This is a genomic window from Bdellovibrio bacteriovorus HD100, from assembly GCF_000196175.1.
In the GTDB taxonomy this organism is placed as follows: domain Bacteria; phylum Bdellovibrionota; class Bdellovibrionia; order Bdellovibrionales; family Bdellovibrionaceae; genus Bdellovibrio; species Bdellovibrio bacteriovorus.
The window spans coordinates 2,492,053-2,511,203 of the sequence record NC_005363.1; the positions used below are offsets into that span (position 1 = coordinate 2,492,053).

Here is a 19,151-nt window from a genome sequence, read left to right on the forward strand (position 1 = left end):
GGGGCCAGTTTGTGATTATTTCACCCAAAGCTCCACGCGCGGAACACCAATCGTCCCCGCCCCCGTAACCGTATCACAAGCCGGAATCCCCACCGGAGTCCCATACCCCGCCGGCGCCATCATCCCCACCGCATAGAACCAGTTCGAATGATTGGCAGAACCGTCAGCCAACGCCGTGTTGCTGGCACCATTGTATTCCAGACCGCCCCAATAGTTCGAGGTGGATTCAATCGCCACGGCCACGTAGCCTGCCACCGGTTGTGACGTGAAGTTGCTGGTCTGAGTCCACCAGTTACGAATGGCACTTCCCGAACCGGGCCAATTGATTTTGAGCTCCAGCTTGCCAGATCGATAGAACCCGGCCACACGACCCATGATCGAATAACGGCCCGCCAGCGGCGATCCTGAGTTGTAGCTTAAAGTCTCTGCGACGTTGGCAAACACTCCGTCTGAATAGTTATGGTTCAGAATTCGCGTCCAACCACCACCATCTGTCGTCATATCACAGTAAACCGGAATAGCTCCCCCACCACCGGGATTGATCGTGTACAATCCCGAACCGATAGAAGCTCCGGCATCCAGGATGGCTTTACAAGAGTTGTAAGTGGTATAGGTGTCGTCCTCTTTGATCCACAGATTTACTTCCGCCACACCAACATTGCTTCCAAGCATCGAACTTGCTGCCGGAATACCCGCCGGGGTTCCATAGGCCACTGTCGATCCGATGGCGTACCACCAGTCAGAAATCTGCACCGAACCATCCAGCAAGGCCTGATTGTTATTGATAGGACCATGAGTTCCGTTTCCCAACTCCAAGCCACCCCACTTGTCCGTGATGGCCGTCGCCATAATTGGCGTCCATCCGGCGACGACCACGTCGCTGAGCGGGTTCGTGCTCTGAAGCCAGATATTTTTATTGGAATACCCGGGCCAGGTTTGGCGGAAACGATATTTGCCGTTCGTGGCAAAATCCGGAATCTTGGTCAGTTGAGAATACAGATTTCCCGTCGGAGCTCCTGTATTCTTAGACTGCGCATCAGCCGTGCTGGCGAAATAACCTCCAGCCACGTTGTGACGGAAGATGCGGGTCCAGCCGCCCCCGTCCGTCGTCATATCACAATAGGCCGAGTACTGCGCGTTGGCCCCGGTCCCATCGGAATCAATCGTGTAAGTCCCATCGGCCGGGCTTCCCATCAGCTCTTTGATTTCTTTGCAGGATTTTGGATAGCATTGCGTGGCTACGATAAATGCAGGTTTGGAGGCTCCAACAAAGGACGTCCACTCGGTCGAAGTCTTCGTCGGCACGAACAAGTCACTGCTGGCGTGATTGTTGTCGATGATATAGCAAGACCCTTGAGTCGAAACGTATGGAACGTAAATACGTGTGGATCCACCAACTGGAATACGATAGCCCTCGCTGAGAGTGTTAATTCCCAGCACAAAAGGCGCCATCATGATCATCAGTGCAATTCGCAGTTTCATATCTGTTCACGTCCCGTTTTAACGAAGATAGAATTTGAAGTTACACGCATTCCCTTTACCACTGTAGCACACTTCTGTCGCCTTGTACGTCGGCACGATCCCCTCGTTCCCGGAGTTGAATGCTATGTTAAACGCATCAGAAGAGTTATAATTATCATTGGCATTTTGCCCTGCACATCCTGCCGTTCTGCTGGTGTGGCGCAGATTCCCGGTACACTTGGTATTGTTATAGTTCCAGTTGCCGCCAGCCAGATCAATGATCGGTGCTCCGCTGTTGTAAGACGGGGAAATAAACATGGCATCCGTCGTGTTCACTGCTATCGAAAACGCTTCAGGATTCACGGAAGCCTGCTGCGTCGCCATTATGTGCTTACCTGCCGCCGCCAGATTGTATGTATTCACAAAGAAATCATTCGGTGTTGCGCCCGTCACAGTGCCGTTGGAGTACGCCACCAGAGTCCAGCCCCCACCGGATGTGGTCATGTCGCAGAAGACCTCATAAGGCGCTGTGGCTCCGGCTCCATCAATATCAATGGTATAGATGCCATCCCCCTTGGAAGCGCCGGCCGCCAAAATCGCTTTGCAGGAACTATAGATAGTGTGCGTGTCATCTTCCTTCATCCACAAATTCACTTCCGCCACACCGTGACTGGCACCGAGCACATCGGAAGCCGGAATCCCGACCGGAGTGGTTCCCCAAGAAACATAGGCCCCAACGGAATAGAACCAGTTCACGTGATTGACCGAACCTTCCAGATACGACGAAGTCTGCGCTGGGCCATGAGCGCCGTTCCCCAATTCAAGTCCACCCCAATAGTTGGTGTAGCCCTGCACAAAGACGGTCTTGTATCCGGCAACACTCACGTCGGCCGTGGGATTGGTGGTTTGAAACCAGATGTTTTTCAAGTCTTCTCCGGGCCAGGTCAGACGGAACTGATATTTGTTCCCCGGAGTTTTAAAGTGATCGATTTTATTAAGAATGGAATACAGATCCGCTGTCGGAGTGGTGGTATTTTTACTGCTGGCATCCGTCGCATCGGCAAAATATCCGCCGGCGATATTGTGTTTGAAAACACGCGTCCACCCGCCACCATCGGTGGTCATGTCACAGTAGACCGGATAAGGAGAACTGCCCGTGGGATCAATATAGTAAATTCCATCCCCTTCAGAACCATTGTTGTTCAAAATATCCAGACAGGAACCACACTTGGTCAAAGAGACATTGGTGATCGTGGCGGCCCGAAACGCCGTCCACTCTGCTGCCGTTTTGGTGGGAACAAAAAAGTCCTTGTCGGCCGTCGCATTGACCACTTTCTTACAGACGTTATGGGCATGGATGGCTTTGGTGGTGCCACGATTCACCCTGTGACCTGTGTCCTGGGTGTTCAGTGCCACCAGCAAAGGTGACACAGCTAGAATGAAGGCGATCTTTCCGATGATCTTCACAGTCTTATTTTCCGTTCAGCAGAGCTTTTTCAAGACGTTCCAGACGTGCTTTCAGCTCCTGATTTTCCTGCTCCAGTTTTTTCAAACGGCTGTCGGAAGATTCATTCACACTGGCCAGACCACGGGACACCTGGGCAATCTGCCCTTGACACAGGGCTTTGTCCTGCAGGCGCTCGGCGTGCTCTTGCTTCAGCGCTTCAACCAGAATCGCCACGATATTGCCGTACTGAACGGACTTGAAGCCGGAAACTTTGTCGGTGCGAACCAATTCAGGATAAACGGCTTCCACTTCCTGGGCAATGAAACCCACGGTTTTTTCGCCGTTGTTTTTCCAGACGAAATTCACCCCGCGAAGCTTCAGCAGATTTTCCAAAGCCATCGGCAAAGTCACAACATCTTTCTTCAGACGCGCATCGGAAGTATACAGATAAGACGCGGCTTTCACGTTGCCGTTGACTTCCAATGCCTCACTTGGTGCCGTGGTGTTAATTCCAAATCGACCCGTAGACAGGATTGTCATCTTGGCGGTGTCACTCAACCCCACCTGCATGGTGCCCATCAGACTGTTGGTGATACTCTGCCCGATAGTGATACTATTGCCAGCCGAAACAGTATTACTTCTGCCGACCACAAGCGAGTTTCCGGAATTGGATACTGAATTGGACCTTCCGAATACATCCAAACTGTAGGAGAAGTTCATCGCCGTCGTTGATATCGCGTTGCTGGAACCAATAATATTCATGACGCTGGCGTTACCACCACCCGAATTCGTGATCGAGTTCGAAGAACCAATCACCCAGTTGGAGGCATTGGTGAAGGTCGTATTCCCGCTCCCGATGATGGCTGAGCCATTCACATGCAGAGGCGTGATTGGAGCTGTGGTTCCCACCCCCAAATTCCCGGCTGCACTGATTCTTACTTTTTCAACATTGCTGGTGTCAAAGATGATATTCCCCGCGACACCATTGCTGATAAACAGGTCGTCGGAACCACCACTGCTAAAACCTATGGTGCCCTTCCAGGTTCCATTACGAAGCATGTCGATGGAAGGAATGCCTGATGCAACTGTATCCAGAATCAAAGAAGCCTGCGCAGCACTGGTGGTTTTAATCGCCACTTTGGCATTGGCATCCGTCGCCTGACCAATGCCCACGTTTCCGGAAGTGTCCACTGTCATGCGTACAACGTTGCCAGTCTCTAACTGCAGACTCTGAGCATCGTTTGTTCCCACCGTCGCCGCGGCCCCGAAGCTGTTACCGCCGTTGACGAACACATCCGTCAAACCGTAACCACTGGCTGTGGTTGGATTTGTTCCCGCAGTCACGCGGCCATAGGCATCCACCGTCACGGAACGATAGGTTCCTGCGGTGCCCACAGTCGGAAGATCCGCAGCCGCAATGGTGCGGAAGGCTGGCGCCCCTGCACCACCTGAAGAAGGACCCGCGAAGAATGAGTTCTGCGCCTGATTGGCAAAGTTAGCCGCCGTTACAGAAATCGACTGACACAGGAATGTGTCGGTCGCGGCATTGTAATACATCGTCTGCGAAGTCGAACACGCCGTGCTGGCGAACACGCCACCAAACGGAGTGATGGTCGAGCGCAAATCCCCCAGCTGCAAGAAGGCTGGAGCATACTGAGTGGTCCCATTATAGCGCAGCACCTGGCCCGCGGCCGTCGGCGCTGTGGCACTGACAGCTGTGCCCTGCACTTTTGTCACAGTGAAGGCCCCCGCATTGGTCATGGTCACATCACCGGAAGGCGCCACCGCCGTTGCCACACTGGAGCCATTACCCACACGGATATTGCCCGGAGCCAGAGTCGCAGAAAGTTTATTGTTGAACGTCGTCCAGTCAGCAGAAGACAGATAACCGTTCTGAGAACCGTTAGCCACCTGAATGCCGATGTTCGGTGCGCTGGCTGTCCCGGAATTCACAATCGGAGAAGTCACGGCCACACCACTTGTCACCGCAGGGGATGTCCAGGAAAGGTTTCCGGAAGCATCTGTGGTCAGCACCTGATTGGCAGCACCGACAGCCGTTGGGAATCTCAAAACATAAGAAGTTGAAACCGCGGTTGGCGCCTGCAGGGTCACCGTGTTGGATCCACTGTCACGCAGAACCACAGAACCCGCACTGACTGCTCCCGCAGCAAAATTGCCGGAAGCATCACGTCTGACGATCGCACTGGCCGTATTCAAATTCGTCGCCGCGTTCGCCGCCACCGTCGCGGTATTGACATTCGCCGCCGTCGAGCCGCCAACAGAGTTGACGGTCGCACTGACCGTGCCGTTCCCGGAAGCGGTCACATCACCGGTCAATGCCGTGATCGTACCACCGGCGCCAGCGGAAGAAGCAATCGCCACCCAGGCACCAGAATTATACTGATAAATGACTTTTGTATCCGATGCGAAATAAATCGCCCCCGCCGCCGGGCTGGCCGGCTTCGCAGCGTCAGTTCCAGACTGAATGCTTGGAGAACCACCGGCATTGGAAACCAGGGCATCCGTGATCCCGTACCCCGACAGCGTCGTCGGTTTGCCCGAGGTGATTTTAGACCAATCCAGATTCGGAATGTCTCCCGCGGCAAGACCGGTCGAAGCTGTCACACGCCCTTTGGCATCGTAAGTGATTTTCGTGCCAGTTCCCGCAGTGACTACCGTCGCCAGCGTCGGGCTTGGATAAGTGCCCGTCAGATCGCCACCTGCAGCCCCTGATGGAGCCCGGGAATTTGTCAGACGCGAATCATTCCCAAGAACCACCTGCGCCGCAGTTGCATCACCCGCAGCCGGAGCATCTTTCACCGCCGCCGTTCCCAAACCCAAATTGGTGCGGGCGGTGGCCGCAGTCGCCGTCAGCTCACTTAAATTATTGGCAGGATTCAGCGGAGTGAAACCCAGGGCATTTTGTTTGCCATTAAAGGTGTTCCAGTCCACAGAAGAAAGATAACCGTTGGTCGTCGTGTTGGCCTGAGAAATCGAAATCACCGGAGTTGTCGTCCCCGTCGCCACGGAAATTGGCGACGTCCCCGTCACATTCGTCACGGTTCCACCGGCATTGCTGTCAGCCGCGGCATACCAGCTGGTGCCATTGAATTTCAACACCTGTCCCGTTGTCGGAACCACGGTGAAGTCCAGAGGATAACCTTTGATCTGCCCCACAACCGTTGCACCTTGGGTGCCGGTCACGTCCCCTGCAAGACTTCCTGTGAAGTTTGCAGACACCGAAGCTGAACCCACCGCCAAAGAAGTCTGATTCGTACACTGCCAGCCCAAAGCCACTGACCAGGTCAGCAGTTGATTGGCGCCGCAAGAAAGCGGAGCCAACGTCGCCCCCGTGGAAGAATCCGTCATCACCAGACGACTGATACCAGGGTTGGCAAAAAGTTTTTCTGTCGAAACCGCACCTGCCGCCAGTTTTGGCGTGGTCACGGCATTGTCAGCAAGGCCCGGATTCGGATAAGTCCCTGTCAAAACTCCGCCGGCTGCTCCTGTCGGAGTACGGGCATCACTGAAGCGCGCATCATTTCCGGCCGCAACAGTGCCGGCCACGGTGCCCACATTCAGAGTGATCACCGGATTCACATTGTCAGCTGAAACAGTCAAATAAGGGTTGCTGCCCGCCGACGCGGCCACGGACTGAACCGTACCACCACTGGCACCGGAAACACCGGCACAGCCAAATTCCTTAGTTGCCGCATTCCAGGTCAGGAAGCTGCCTGCGCCGCAATCTGCTCCGGCATTGACTTCGGTTTTCATCACAAAGTCAGTGGCCACATGCGACCCCAAGGTCGCCGCAGAGGAAGCAAATCCAGCAAAAGGAACTGTGCGGATTTCATTGTCCGGAGAGATCGTCTGCCACTGAGAACCATCATGGAATTTTACACGAAGGAAGCGACCATCCGTCAGACCCGGATTGTAAGGAGAGCCCCCGTCGCACGTGAATGGGTTGCCGTTGTTAAAAGCATCCAGAATCGTAAATGTCGGCGCAGCAGGATAACTGTGCGAAGCCCCGATCTTAACATCGAAGACCCCGCCAGAATTTGTCATGTCGATGTGATTCAGCTGCTCACGATAAAGAACGCAGACTTTGTTCGGCGCCAGGATTTCAAACTGAAAGGCCACCGCGCTGTATTCCAGCGGAGCTCCGCTGCTTTTAACGATGCGCCCCTGATAAGTCAGAGCCGCGGGGCTGGCTTGGGCCACCGTAGTTAAGAGGCTGACAAAGAAAAGTGCCGTTAACGTTCCGTAGTTTTTCATACGTTATATATCGGCATGATAAACCCGACTCTAAATTACATTCACAAAATCCTTTTGAGATTTCACTATTTACGAACCATTGTTCGCTTTTTAAGCAGGCTTTCATCCCGTTTTGATCCAACTTCCCCGACTTAAATTGAGAAACCAACGGGACCATCGACGGGCCCGCAAAAGAAAACCCCCGGACTTTCGAAGCCCAGGGGTCCTGCAAATACACATTCGGAGAAATTTTAAACAAGACTTTCTTCGATCTCTTCCTGCGAAAACTCGGTCGGACGGCGAATGGATTTCACTTCGCCGGCCGAGATTTCAACGATCTGATCGCAGTCCGCGATCGTTCCCAGTCGATGGGCAATGATCAACATCGTCACACCCGCAAAAGAGGTGCGAATGACCTTTTGCAAAAGCGCATCCGTCTGCACATCCACGCTGGCGGTGGCTTCATCCATCACGATCACCCGCGCCTTGGTCAGCAAAGCTCTGGCCAGACACAGCAACTGACGCTGTCCCTGACTTAAGTTCAACCCACCTTCAGACACCGCCGAGTTCATTCCATCCGGCAAACTTTGCACATAATCCCACATGGAAGCATGTTTCAATGCCCCCATCACCTCGTCATCTGAATACTCGTTATAACGATCCAGATTATTGCGAATGGTGCCCATAAACAATGTCGGGTCCTGTGGAATGATCGCAAGGCTGCGACGCAGTTTTTCCAGCGGCACACTGGCAGTGTTCACACCGTCAATGCTGATGCTGCCTTCTTCCGCCTCAATAAAGCGGAACAAGGATTGGAAGAACGTGCTTTTTCCAGAACCCGTGCGACCGATGATACCCACGCGGCTTCCCGCCTCGACTTTGAAAGTGATTCCTTTCAAAACCTGTGGCAGATGGCTCGCATAGCGCACCTTCAGACCTTCCACTGAAATCTCACCAAACTCCGGCCATGTCGGGCGCAGTGGTTCTGGAAGAGGTTTCAGTACCGACACTTCCCCTGGCAGATTCGAGAAGAACTTCAGTCGTTCAATCGAAGTCATGCGCGATTCAATATCCGCAAAGATACGAACACCCCAATTCAGGAATCCCCAGAACGACAGCGAATACAACGTCACAAGCCCCGCGGTCCCGGCATCCATCACGCCGTAATAGGCCGACAAGCTGACCCCCACGGCCGTCGCCATGGAAATCAGGCCCCCGACCAGCGGAATGCGGGACGAGAACCAGCGGTTGATCATAACGTGCGAATAGAACATGCGGTTGCTGTGCGAAAGTTTCGCATAGAAATTCTGCATGAACCATGGCCCTTTGTTAAAGCTGCGAATGACCACCAACCCCTGCAGGCTTTCCTTGAAGTGGGCATAACGTGGCGATCTGGCGACACTGTCAAAGCGCTTCACTTCACGAGCCGGACGGCGATAATCCCGTTGCAGCACATAGTAAAGCGCCATCACCGGAGCGATCACAAACACCATCAAAGGCATCAGACCCAGAATCAAGACAATCGACACAATCACCTGCAGCGCACAGTGAACCGCCGAATCAAAGCTCCATTGCAGGTACACATCCACCGACTCCACATCACGCGAGAAGCGCTGAATAATACGCCCCACCGGAGTTGAATCAAAGAAGCGCACCGGGGAACTCAAAACACTTTTCAGCATTTTGTCGTGCATGTTTTTACCGGCGCGAATACCACGATCCAGCCAGAACAGGTGATTCAGCAATGAACCTACCAGCACCAGCACGCCAATCAGTCCGTAAATCCCGATGGCCGTCAACGCCACCCACTCGGTCTGATGACCGGAATAATAAGAAAGCCAGGCTTTCTGCGCCAAAGGCAGAAGTGTTGCTGCCGTTGCTCCCAGAAGCAGCGTCGCCAAAATCAAAGGTTTGGTAAATTTACCGTCACCACCCAAGGAACTGATATAATCCCAATACACCGAACCCTTCACCGCCCCGACTTCGCGATCCTCGTCTTCGGTCACACGGGTCGTTTTGGCTTCAAGCTCGGTGTTGATGGACGCGGCTTCCTGAGCGGTTTCGGCCGGGCGCACTTCGTGCCCTTCACCTTGAGTTTTGCCGTGTTCTTTATAGAACTCTGCAAATGGTGCACATGTCTTCACCAGCTCACTGAAAGTGCCCTGCCCCTGCACTCGTCCGTGCTGGATATAAATCACCTGATCAAACTGCGCCAAATGCTCCAGTCGGTGCGTGACCACAATGCGGGTCACGTCTTTCCAGGCGCCAAAAATCAGGCGCTCACAAAGCAGGTTTTCCGTATCCGCATCCACTGCAGACAACGGATCATCCAAAAGCACGATCTGCGGTTTGCGCAAGAAGGCCCGGGCCAGGGCCACACGCTGTTTCTGCCCGCCGGACAGGTTCACACCCTTTTCACCGATCTCGGTGCGAAGTCCCCCGGACCATTCTTTCAAGTCGCGGCTCAGGCAGCTGTTGTGCAAAGCCCGACGCAGCTCTTCTTTGGAAACCTCTTCACCGAACTGCAGGTTTTCCAGCAGTGAAGTGTTTACGATGTATGCTTCCTGCGGCACATAGGCCATGCGCGGACGTCCCGGCATTTCAGGCACAAACTGCAAAGAACCTTCACGCGGAGCCACCTCGCCCAGTAAGGACATCAAAAGCGAGCTTTTTCCCGCCCCCACAGGTCCGACAATGGCCAGTGAACTTCCCGCCGGCACATGAACGTTCACATCGTGAAGCACATCAGAAACAGCCCCGTCATGACGAAGGCTGAAGTGCTGCATCTGCAGACCCACGGCCGCGCCATCGGTGCGCTCTTCAGTCGAGATTTCAACTTCGTCCTCGTTCAGATAGTCCAAAATACGACGAGCACCGACTTTGGCATTCGTTGCACGGGAGATCAGTCGGGACAAATCACCAAATGGACCTTCCAAAAGACCGAACAAAGAAATACAGGTGAAGATCACCGCCGCATCCAGCTTTTCCCCGCGCCAGGCATGCACCGCCAAGGCCACAAACAAGACCAGCGTGGACACCGCCAGGTAGCCCAGACTTGAAACCACTTCGGCTTTGGCCAAACGACGACGGCTGGTCAGTTCCTTTTCACGGACTTCGGTGACTTCCTTGGCAACACTCTTTTCCCAGGCAAAGTACTTCACCACGCGGATCGCATTCATCGCCTGAGTCATCAGGGTCACCCGGCGGTCCCGGTGTTCCATCATCTCTTCATCCAGATGCGTGAATTTTTTCGCCACGTAATTGGTTAATGGCGCCAGGATGAACAGCACAGCCAATGCCGCCAGTGCGGACCAGCCAATATAATAGAACAGCATCGCCACGACCCCGATGATCAGGAAACTTGCGGAAATCAAGTCACCAAACACCATCGGGAAGTCAGACACATTGTCACTGTCCGAACTCATGTGATTGACGATATCACCGACCTGATTTTTCTGGCGCGACTTTTGACTGAGCTTCAAACTGTGCTTGAACAGACGCTCATTCAAAATATTGGTCGTAACCTGGTAGGCCTTCAAAGAATTGAAGAAATAGTGCTGCATGCACAGGCCCGACAAAAAGCCGCAAAGACCCAGCGCCACACCATAAATCAATGCCGTCGGCAAAGTCTCTGCCGTCACACCGGCGGAAATAGTCCCGATAAAACGATTCACGAACACCGGTGACAGCAGCGCCAAAACGGAGCTGGCCAGATACCAGATATAAGCAGGTCGGGTGAAATCACGCAAAGCGCGGATCAAAGAAAACAGCAGAGCCCGTGGGGACTTCCAGCTGATTTCCTGCATATCTACCTTAATATGCTGAGGATTCAGTTCCTGCGGCAGTGCCAGCAGATCACTTTCCTCGATATTTTTCGTTTTCGCCAACTTCACCAATGGCGTGACATCAGTGAACAACAAACGTCTGAAAAAATTCATAACGAATCCATAACTGCCCCAAACGGGCGTAAAAAACAGTCCAATATTTAATTGTGCAGAAGAATAAGATCAGTTCTTAAATGAACAAATGACCTTAGAACTGTGACAGAAGAAGGCCCATCAGTGAGCTGATATTCATCATAATCATGTGGTCCTCCTCTCTTGTGTGAGATGTTCAAAGCCTATCCAAAGAAAAAGGGCTTGTCTAGCCCCCTCCTAAAATAAAAACCAAAGACTCTTATTTTGATCCCAGAGGTAGCGTAAAGTAGAAAACCGACCCCTGGCCGATTTCACTGGTAACACCAATAGTTCCGCCCATTTTCTCGACCAGCTGCTTGCTGATACTCAAGCCCAGGCCCGTGCCACCGAAGCGGCGCGTGATCGAGGAATCCCCTTGTGAAAAACGTGTAAAGAGCCCCTGCATTTGCTCTGGTGCCATGCCAATGCCCGTGTCCTTAACCCCAACCCACAACTGATGGCCGTTCACCTTCAATTGCACCCGCACCTCGCCGTGAGTGGTGAATTTCAGGCCGTTGCCAATCAGATTGATCAGCACCTGCTGAAAGCGCGTGGCATCGCCAAGAATCTTTTCGGGCACCTGAGGATCGATTTCCAGCTTCAGATCCAGCTTCTTTTCCACGGCACGGATCATCAAAAGCTCCAAAGCCCGGCGCACGGATTCCCGCACGCTGAACGGAACTTTTTCAATCACCATCAAACCCGACTCAATCTTGGACAGATCCAGAATATCGTTAATCAGGTTCAAAAGACTTGAAGAGGCCCGGGTCAGAATTGTCACAAACTGGCGCTGATCAGGACTGAGCTCCGTGTCCAGCAAAAGCTCCGACATACCCATGATCGAGTTCATCGGCGTGCGAATTTCGTGACTCATGTTGGCCAGGAACTCCGACTTGGCACGAGTGCCGGCTTCGGCCGCCTCTTTGGCACGCTCCAACTCCTGCTGGTAGCGGTGCAGCTCGGTGATATCGGTGGAAACCCCGGCGATCGCAATTAGATGACCATCTTCGTCCCGCAACGGAAACTTTTCTGACAGATAATATTTTTGTGAGCCATCATGGAAGGTCAGCTTTTCTTCGTAGCTGCGCGGCTGCTGCTCTTGAATCAACTGGTTGTCTGAATCGGAAAACCTGCGTGCGTCCTCGACACCGAAGATCTGCGCATCTGTTTTGCCAACCAGCTCAACACTTCTTTTGCCGACCAGATTTTCAAAAGTTGGACTGACCAACAGGTAACGTCCCTGCAAATCCTTGACGTAAACAATGGCCGGAGACGACTGCAAAAACATCCTCAGCAAAAACTGCTGATAGCGCAGCTCTTTTTCAACATGCCGCCGTTGGGCGACGTCGTACATCAGACCATAGATCTGCACGATGCGCCCCTCTTGCCGCAGCGCTGTCCCCATCACACGGGCCGGGAACACCCGCCCCTTGCCGGAACAAACCGTCACTTCCACGTCATAGTCCGTCCCCTGCTCCATCAGACGGCGATGAGTTTCCATCATCAAGGAACGGTCTTTTTCGGCGATCATTTCAAATCCACGCAGACGGTCCAAATCATAGGTGTCCGGATCCACCTCGAAAATATCATACAGAGCACGGGACCAGAAATGTTTGCCTGTAGTCAGATCCATGCTCCAGGTCCCGATCGGCGCCTCGGCGTTGGCCTGACCCAAAATCTCAGTGAAGATTTTCTGCGGAGTCGTATCCTTCACAACACACAGAGCCTCGTTGGTGACCGGATCAAACTGATAGTTCCAGGACAGGAATTTATAGTGACCATCCTTGCAGCGATAGCGCAGCAGGAAGTTGCGGAGCACATCCCCTTTTCTGATTTTTTCATAACGACTGACAATGTTTTTGACGTCTTCGGGATGAATCAACTCATTGAAAGGAATTTGCATCAACTCTTCATGGGACCATCCCAAAACTTCCGACCAAACATGATTCAGTTTTGCCGGACGCCAGTCTTCGCCAAAGACACCAATCATGTCATTGGACAATTCAAAGAGGGCTTCGTAACGAGATTCCATTGAGAAATCTTAACAGGGTAAAAATCAAAAAAGCCACCTGATAATCAGATGGCTTCCAAGTTAGGACCTCAGTTTACAAATGTCTTACAACAGCCATAAACAAACAACGGCCACAGTTGTGGGCACCAAAGCAGCAACAAGAAGATTCAAAGGCTTGATCCCACCCGGGAATTTGTGGCTTAGAATAGAATAACCGGCCGCATTCGGCGCGTTGGCTATGATCGTCAATCCCCCCCCAGCGATTGCCCCGGCCACCAGCGCGTATTTGCTGGAATCACTCAATCCTTCCACCTGGGACCCGAGATAAGTCAAAGCCGCGTTGTCGGTGATCGCTGTCAATCCCACAGCACCTTTAAACAACAAAAGATCACTCATGCTGCCCAGCAAGGGCGCCAGCCACCACTTCTGGAAAGCGCCAAACTGAATGATACCGCCCAGGAACATGGCCACCAGCAGACTTTCTTTCAAACGCAAAGAATCCTGATAGCGCTGGGTCACCGCAGCCACCCCCAGGAACAAAAGGAAGATCCCCATAAAGGCATTCTGATAGTGCGCAGTCACCACAATCCCTGTCAGGAACAACAAGTGCACCAAGGTCACCGGCACAGGAATCGCCGCCTGCGAACCCGCCAGACGAGTTTCCACCTCACGCAAAGTGATACACCCCTCGCTCAACTGCTTGCGGAAGACCGCAATCAAAAGAGCGGTGTTGATCACAACCGCGATCGCACTCTTCCAGCCAAAGTTACTCATGACAAAGGTAAAGTCCCAGTTCCATTTCCCCGCCACCATCAGAATCGGAGGCGCGGCAAACGGAGTCAGCGCCCCGCCGATGGAAATATTCACGAACAAGACGGCAATCAGGCCATAAATCAACTTGCTGCTTTCTTTCTGCAGCATCGAATTCAGCATAAACGCCGTCACTGTCATTGCCGCAGGCTCAGTGATAAAACTGCCACTGAGCGGCCCCAGAATCAGCACGACAAATATATCTGTCAAAACCGCCGGTGTGCGGAAGACTTTTTGAATCAGGGAAGAAATGAACAAAATCCCCTTGCGTCCCGCCGCCAGCACCGGGCGCGTCGAGCACACCACCATGATGGCAAAAATAAAGAACGGTTCAATAAAGTTCAGATTGCTCTGATAATCCATAGCCGATGTCCAGCCCTCCAGGCTGATAAAGATGGCCATGAACAAGGCGGCCCAGATGGCAAAAACCGCCTCAATCTCCCCCAGCAGGTGCAGGAAGTTGCTCCATAGTGAATCTTTGGGGAAGTGATGAGACCAGGCTAAAATTCGCCCCACCATAAAGGTGTGAATGACTGCCAAACCAAATAGAATTGTTCCGATGAGTTCAATCGTTGTGTATGTCATTCGGACATATTACACAGAGACAAAAACCCCTGCCAAACAGAACCGGAAAAACCCGTGCGATTTTGCCCCGAGTCCAAGTCCGCTACTTCTTGACACAAGCGCCTTGGCGGCAGGCTTGATCGGGCGCGCAGAGGATTTCTTTTTCCATGATTTCCCCCTGCTGACAGGCAAACTCCAAAAGCTTTTGCGAATCCAGACAGCGGTCAAACTCTTTCACCACCTGACGATAGCAGCTGTCCCCCAGGCAATTCTCATCACCCAAAGAATAAATGACTTTGCCCGCGGCCTCCGGGATCAACCCCTGATCGGAGTCCTTGCAGACGCCGGCGTGAACCACGGATGTCGACATCACCAACACAATCAAAAGGGTTCTCATTGTGCCACCTCACAGCTGAATGTTTTGGTCAACTTGGCTTGAGTCTGCCACTCGCGGTCTTTTTTCGGAGAACCGCACTGCACAGCCAGCTCCAGATCCACAGCACACTCGCCTTTGCCAGCGCTGCGGGTTTTCAGACGAATGACGGATGAATACGAGCACGGCGACTTGCATTTTGAGTCCTCAAGGAATGAGCCCAGTTCATTTTCACCCATCAGGGTTTCTTGCGCGTAGGTCGTGGCCGCTTCCTGGCATTTTTTTGAATCCGCACGCAGGCGGAATGATTTTTTGAAATAGTCGCCGCTTTGGCCGATGGCAAAGCGCTGTTGTTCCTGGGAGCTGAGTTTCAGCGCCGTGTATTGATCCGGGCAGGAAGCGTGTTTAACCACGGCAGTGGGTTGCGTGGATATCTCAACCACCGGAGCATTGATGCGCGAACAGCCCCCGGGACACCCTCCGGCTTCCGCCAGAAAGGCTTTTTGCATGCCTTCCATTTTCTCAAACAGAGACTTCATTTTTCCGGAGGCACTTAAAAGCCCATAAGTGATTGCCGGCACCGACTCGGTTTTCGCCGGCGCATTGACTTTACAGTGGGTCTGATTGGATTTATTAAGCTCATCGCAAAGACTTTGCAGATCCTTGACAGTGCTTTTGGAGTTGGGACAGGTTTCCTGTGCTCCCGCCCCGAGGGCTCCGAATAGGCCGAATAAGAAAAGAACTGTTTTCATGAGGCTCTTATCGGCACCCGGAGCGGGGATTTGAGGGGGATCAGGAGAAAATCCGCTCCTTATTTGTTTCTTAATCTTTCCATATTCTCAGAGTGAACCTATTCGCACAGAGCCATATTCTCATTCATAAAACGGCGCTGATTCTGCAAGTCCCCTTCGCTATAGACAAAATCATTCAAGTCACAGCGGTTTTCACTGGCCAGTCGCAAAACCGTGTCCTTTTCCGGCGGTGTCAGCCCCAGCGACCAGATCATTTTCACCTTCAACCACTGCACCAGATACTGACAACGATAGCCCGGATTCGGCGGCATGTATCCTTCCGGAGTTTTGTCACTCTTGGAAGCGTTCTCTTTTCCGAAAACAGACAGAAGATGGAATTCATTCCCCAGATAATTGGAGTAAAGACAGCGTTTGGTGCGGCTCCACTTGTGAGCGCCGCTGATATAGGCATTTTTCAACGGCACAAAGTGATCAATCTGAATATCGCTGGCGCGGGAATACTGGCGATCACCATACGGATCCTGCCACTGCCCCGTGGAAACTGTGCAGCCGTTGGAGGCAAAGCCCACAGGCACCTCTGAATCACGCATCAGAACTTTGGCGCGCGTATTGTAGCAGTCTTCATCACGGTGATCATTCAACCAGCCACCAAAATGTTTGGCGCGGTTGTAGCGCTCCCCGACATTTCCGTATCCGTCGGTGTGATGATCAAAGCGCACCAGAGAATAAAAACGAGTGCGAAGCTCGGTGAAAAATTCTTCATTTTGCTGCAGCAGGTTTTGAGCCGCGTCCCAAGGACCGGTGAAGTTTTCGGCAGGAGAGGAAATGGATTCCCTGACTGTGTAATAGTCATCGAAACGGGGGTTGGCGAGATTTTCTTCTGCCAGGGCCTTTGAAGTTCCCGAGGTGGCCACCAACATCATCACAAGAAGCGTTTTCTTCATGAAGTCTCCAAATCCTTTTAGAGCATCGTTGTTTCCTTATTAGAAAAGGATATTAGGGCCTTGGCAAAGAGTTTATTTGTTAGACTTCTGTTAACGGCTCCGCTACAAATCCGATTATGTTACGCGTCGGCCGATTCCGTCATCGTCTTCTGGAGGACGAATTCCTGAAAAACACAAGCCCGCTGGCCCACAAGTGCCTGCAGGTTTTTATGCGTCTGTGGCAGAGCAAATCCTTGTCTGATGCGGAAATCGCGGCAATTTACATTTTGGTGTTCAGCTTTTTACGCCGCCCCAAAGACTTTCTTGGAGGCCCGCACAACAAACCCCTGGCCCACCTTCCGGCACATTCGCGAATGAGCTGCCAGAGCTTTTACGAATTGTTGCAAAAAGAGCTCCCTGAAGACCTGCGTCAGGCAAAGTCCCTGCTCCGCTTTCAGCGCCCCGATGATCTTTTAACCTATTTCTGCTCCCACAGCTGGCGCTCTATTCCGCTGTCCGTGGCTCAATCCCTGATGGCCTGGGAAAGCGGGCTTTATCCCTTGCGCCTGCTGTCTTATGTGCCCACACCCAAAGAGGTATTGAGCATGCAGACCGAAGGCCAACGCTGTGTTTCGATGCTTCAGGACCTGACGGAAATGCAGGAATTTGTTGAGGAAGGGCGCGATGTCCTGGGTTTTATCGTGCATGACTTGATTCACGCGGACCATTTCTTTGCCGACCCGGCCAAAGCCCGTGCGCAAATTGAATTCAGCCGTCATTTGCTGGTGGTCTTTGGCTTCAGAGAAATTCAGACCATGTTGCAGACAGATCCGGTTTTCAAAAAAGAATTTGAATATCTGATGTCCGATATGAACTCTTTCCCACTGCATCTGCTGAAAACCTTCAAGGCCGTCCTTTTGGGTTACTTCAAACGGCGGGAGGGCCTGGCCATGACTGCAGCCCTGCCTGAAGCCTCAGAGGCCGAATTCCAGCGTTTGTTTGAGTCCAGCTTAAAAACCTGGAAACTGCCGGACGAAGCTCACCATGCGGCCCTGCGCCTGAATACGCCCCTATTCCAAGGTCTCGACGACAGTCTTTTGTTGCACTCAGCCTTACTGCAGTATCAATAAACTTTCATGACGAAAATGGGTTTTTCTGATAGACTGCCTCTATGTCGATCAAAAAAGAATGCGGCCCTCAGCCCAACCTTGAATCCTGCAAAACCTGTGGCAACCGCTTGGACAGCATTTTGTGCTCCAATCCGGATGTACTGCTGATGGTTGAAAAAGCCCGTGTTTCCTGCCGCTTCAAAGCCGGCCAGATCATTTTTTATTCCGGCAATGATCCTTTGGGTATTTTCACCATCCAGTCTGGTCTGGTTAAATTGGAAGTGATCTCAGCATCCGGCGCGGCTCACACCCTGCGTCTGGTCGGACCGGGCGGCACCCTGGGCTATCGCTCTATGTTTGCCAATGAGCCTTACCACGCTTCGGCTGTGGCGGTGGAAGACTGCGAACTGTGCTTCGTTCCCAAAGCCGAAATCATGAACATCTTCAAAAGTTATCCTGAACTGGCCATGAAGCTTCTGTCTCATATTTCCAAGGACCTGCGAATGGCCGAGGAAAAATGGATGGACCAAATGGATAAGGGCGCTTCCGAGCGCATCGCCGAAGCCCTGATCTTCCTGCAAGATCACTTCGCACATCAGAACTGGACACGCCGGGAAATCGCCCAGTGGGCCGGCACAACTCCAGAAACCGTGATTCGCACCTTGTCTCAGTTTGAAAAAGACGGCCTGATTGACCAGACAGATGGGCGCAGCATTCGCATTCTTTCCCGCGACCGTCTGAAAGACCGCGCGGAGATTCGCTAAGGCGGCCTTTATGGAAAAACGCTTCATCGACAACTGCCCGATCTGCTCCACCCAGGAAGAAGACGTCACTGAACAGATTCTTTCCGTCATTCAGAAAAAAACCTATCCTAAGAACGCCCTGCTGTTTGAACAGGAGGACGAATCCAAAGGTTTGTTCCTGATCACCAAGGGCACTGTGAAAATCTCAAAGATCTCTCCGAATGGGAAAGAGATCGTGCTGGGTCTTCTGGGCGCCGGAAAAACTTTTGGTGAAGGCAGTCTATTGGGACAGGATCGCCAGGCTGACACCGCAGCGACCACCGAACCCACAGAAGTGTTCTATCTGCCAAAAAAAGAACTGCAAAACATTCTGCAGAAAAACCCTCTGCTCTATCAATCTGTGGTGGCCTCTTTGGTGCGCTGGATGGCAAACCTCAACAACGTCATTGAAAACATCAACACACCTTCTGCAAAAGAGCGTGTGTGGTCCTATCTGTGCCGCCTGCAAAGCGAGCAAAACAAACCACTGCTGCAGCTGAGTGGAAAAAAACACGAAGTCGCGCTGATGCTGGGTCTCAGACCCGAAACCTTTTCGCGCGCACTGGCTGAACTCGAAAACGAAGGCCAGATCAAAATGAATCACAAACAAATTCAGATTCTGCAAAGTCCCAAATAATCCCCGTTGATTCTCTGGACCCTACAATTCAGCTCTCTTCTTTTGATTTTTTTTAAAAATCTTTTGTGATGT

At 52.4% G+C, this 19,151-nt stretch carries 12 protein-coding genes; 3 read left to right on the top strand and 9 right to left on the bottom strand.

Features of this window, described 5'->3' with window-relative positions; all coding sequences use genetic code 11:
- Positions 1-15: 15 nt before the first annotated feature.
- The 9 genes from BD_RS11780 to BD_RS11820 all read right to left on the bottom strand — a co-directional run bounded on the left by BD_RS11780 (position 16) and on the right by BD_RS11820 (position 16,572).
- The gene (locus BD_RS11780) at positions 16-1,482 is read right to left on the bottom strand and encodes a fibrinogen-like YCDxxxxGGGW domain-containing protein (RefSeq protein WP_011164978.1); all 1,467 of its coding nucleotides are present in this window, start codon (positions 1,480-1,482) and stop codon (positions 16-18) included.
- A gap of 18 nt (positions 1,483-1,500) precedes the next feature.
- Positions 1,501-2,928 carry a fibrinogen-like YCDxxxxGGGW domain-containing protein gene (locus BD_RS11785; protein WP_011164979.1) on the bottom strand — a complete coding sequence of 476 codons (1,428 nt, stop codon included), beginning with the start codon at positions 2,926-2,928 and terminating at the stop codon, positions 1,501-1,503.
- Between the two features lie 4 nt (positions 2,929-2,932).
- Positions 2,933-7,183: a tail fiber domain-containing protein gene (locus BD_RS11790; RefSeq protein WP_011164980.1), complete on the bottom strand. Its 4,251-nt coding sequence runs from the start codon at positions 7,181-7,183 to the stop codon at positions 2,933-2,935.
- Between the two features lie 230 nt (positions 7,184-7,413).
- The gene (locus BD_RS11795) at positions 7,414-11,100 is read right to left on the bottom strand and encodes an ABC transporter transmembrane domain-containing protein (protein WP_011164981.1); all 3,687 of its coding nucleotides are present in this window, start codon (positions 11,098-11,100) and stop codon (positions 7,414-7,416) included.
- Positions 11,101-11,338: 238 nt separating this feature from the next.
- Positions 11,339-13,150 (bottom strand): PAS domain-containing hybrid sensor histidine kinase/response regulator, encoded by a 1,812-nt coding sequence (locus tag BD_RS11800; protein ID WP_011164982.1) that lies wholly within the window; start codon positions 13,148-13,150, stop codon positions 11,339-11,341.
- Between the two features lie 84 nt (positions 13,151-13,234).
- A complete protein-coding gene (locus BD_RS11805; protein ID WP_011164983.1) occupies positions 13,235-14,524 on the bottom strand; it encodes a putative Na+/H+ antiporter in 1,290 nt (429 codons plus the stop codon).
- A gap of 82 nt (positions 14,525-14,606) precedes the next feature.
- On the bottom strand, positions 14,607-14,900 hold the full coding sequence (locus tag BD_RS11810; protein ID WP_011164984.1) for a hypothetical protein: 294 nt from the start codon (positions 14,898-14,900) through the stop codon (positions 14,607-14,609).
- Positions 14,897-15,628, bottom strand: coding sequence for a hypothetical protein (locus BD_RS11815; protein WP_011164985.1), 732 nt, complete (start codon positions 15,626-15,628; stop codon positions 14,897-14,899). The genes BD_RS11810 and BD_RS11815 overlap by 4 nt, the downstream gene beginning before the upstream one ends.
- A 98-nt stretch (positions 15,629-15,726) precedes the next feature.
- On the bottom strand, positions 15,727-16,572 hold the full coding sequence (locus BD_RS11820; protein WP_011164986.1) for an HNH endonuclease family protein: 846 nt from the start codon (positions 16,570-16,572) through the stop codon (positions 15,727-15,729).
- 116 nt (positions 16,573-16,688) lie between these two features.
- Here BD_RS11820 and BD_RS11825 point away from each other — a divergent pair, with 116 nt between their 5' ends.
- From BD_RS11825 to BD_RS11835, 3 genes are read left to right on the top strand one after another with little or no spacing between them, the layout of a single operon-like run.
- Positions 16,689-17,681, top strand: coding sequence for a hypothetical protein (locus tag BD_RS11825; RefSeq protein ID WP_011164987.1), 993 nt, complete (start codon positions 16,689-16,691; stop codon positions 17,679-17,681).
- Positions 17,682-17,722: 41 nt separating this feature from the next.
- On the top strand, positions 17,723-18,424 hold the full coding sequence (locus tag BD_RS11830; protein WP_011164988.1) for a Crp/Fnr family transcriptional regulator: 702 nt from the start codon (positions 17,723-17,725) through the stop codon (positions 18,422-18,424).
- Between the two features lie 10 nt (positions 18,425-18,434).
- Positions 18,435-19,079, top strand: coding sequence for a Crp/Fnr family transcriptional regulator (locus BD_RS11835; RefSeq protein ID WP_011164989.1), 645 nt, complete (start codon positions 18,435-18,437; stop codon positions 19,077-19,079).
- Positions 19,080-19,151: the final 72 nt, after the last annotated feature.

Coding starts and splice junctions, on each gene's coding strand:
- BD_RS11805 (WP_011164983.1), bottom strand. CDS start 14,524: ATGACATACACAACGATTGAACTCATCGGAACAATTCTATTTGGTTTG.
- BD_RS11800 (WP_011164982.1), bottom strand. CDS start 13,150: ATGGAATCTCGTTACGAAGCCCTCTTTGAATTGTCCAATGACATGATT.
- BD_RS11795 (WP_011164981.1), bottom strand. CDS start 11,100: ATGAATTTTTTCAGACGTTTGTTGTTCACTGATGTCACGCCATTGGTG.
- BD_RS11790 (WP_011164980.1), bottom strand. CDS start 7,183: ATGAAAAACTACGGAACGTTAACGGCACTTTTCTTTGTCAGCCTCTTA.
- BD_RS11820 (WP_011164986.1), bottom strand. CDS start 16,572: ATGAAGAAAACGCTTCTTGTGATGATGTTGGTGGCCACCTCGGGAACT.
- BD_RS11815 (WP_011164985.1), bottom strand. CDS start 15,628: ATGAAAACAGTTCTTTTCTTATTCGGCCTATTCGGAGCCCTCGGGGCG.
- BD_RS11780 (WP_011164978.1), bottom strand. CDS start 1,482: ATGAAACTGCGAATTGCACTGATGATCATGATGGCGCCTTTTGTGCTG.
- BD_RS11835 (WP_011164989.1), top strand. CDS start 18,435: ATGGAAAAACGCTTCATCGACAACTGCCCGATCTGCTCCACCCAGGAA.
- BD_RS11830 (WP_011164988.1), top strand. CDS start 17,723: ATGTCGATCAAAAAAGAATGCGGCCCTCAGCCCAACCTTGAATCCTGC.
- BD_RS11825 (WP_011164987.1), top strand. CDS start 16,689: ATGTTACGCGTCGGCCGATTCCGTCATCGTCTTCTGGAGGACGAATTC.
- BD_RS11810 (WP_011164984.1), bottom strand. CDS start 14,900: ATGAGAACCCTTTTGATTGTGTTGGTGATGTCGACATCCGTGGTTCAC.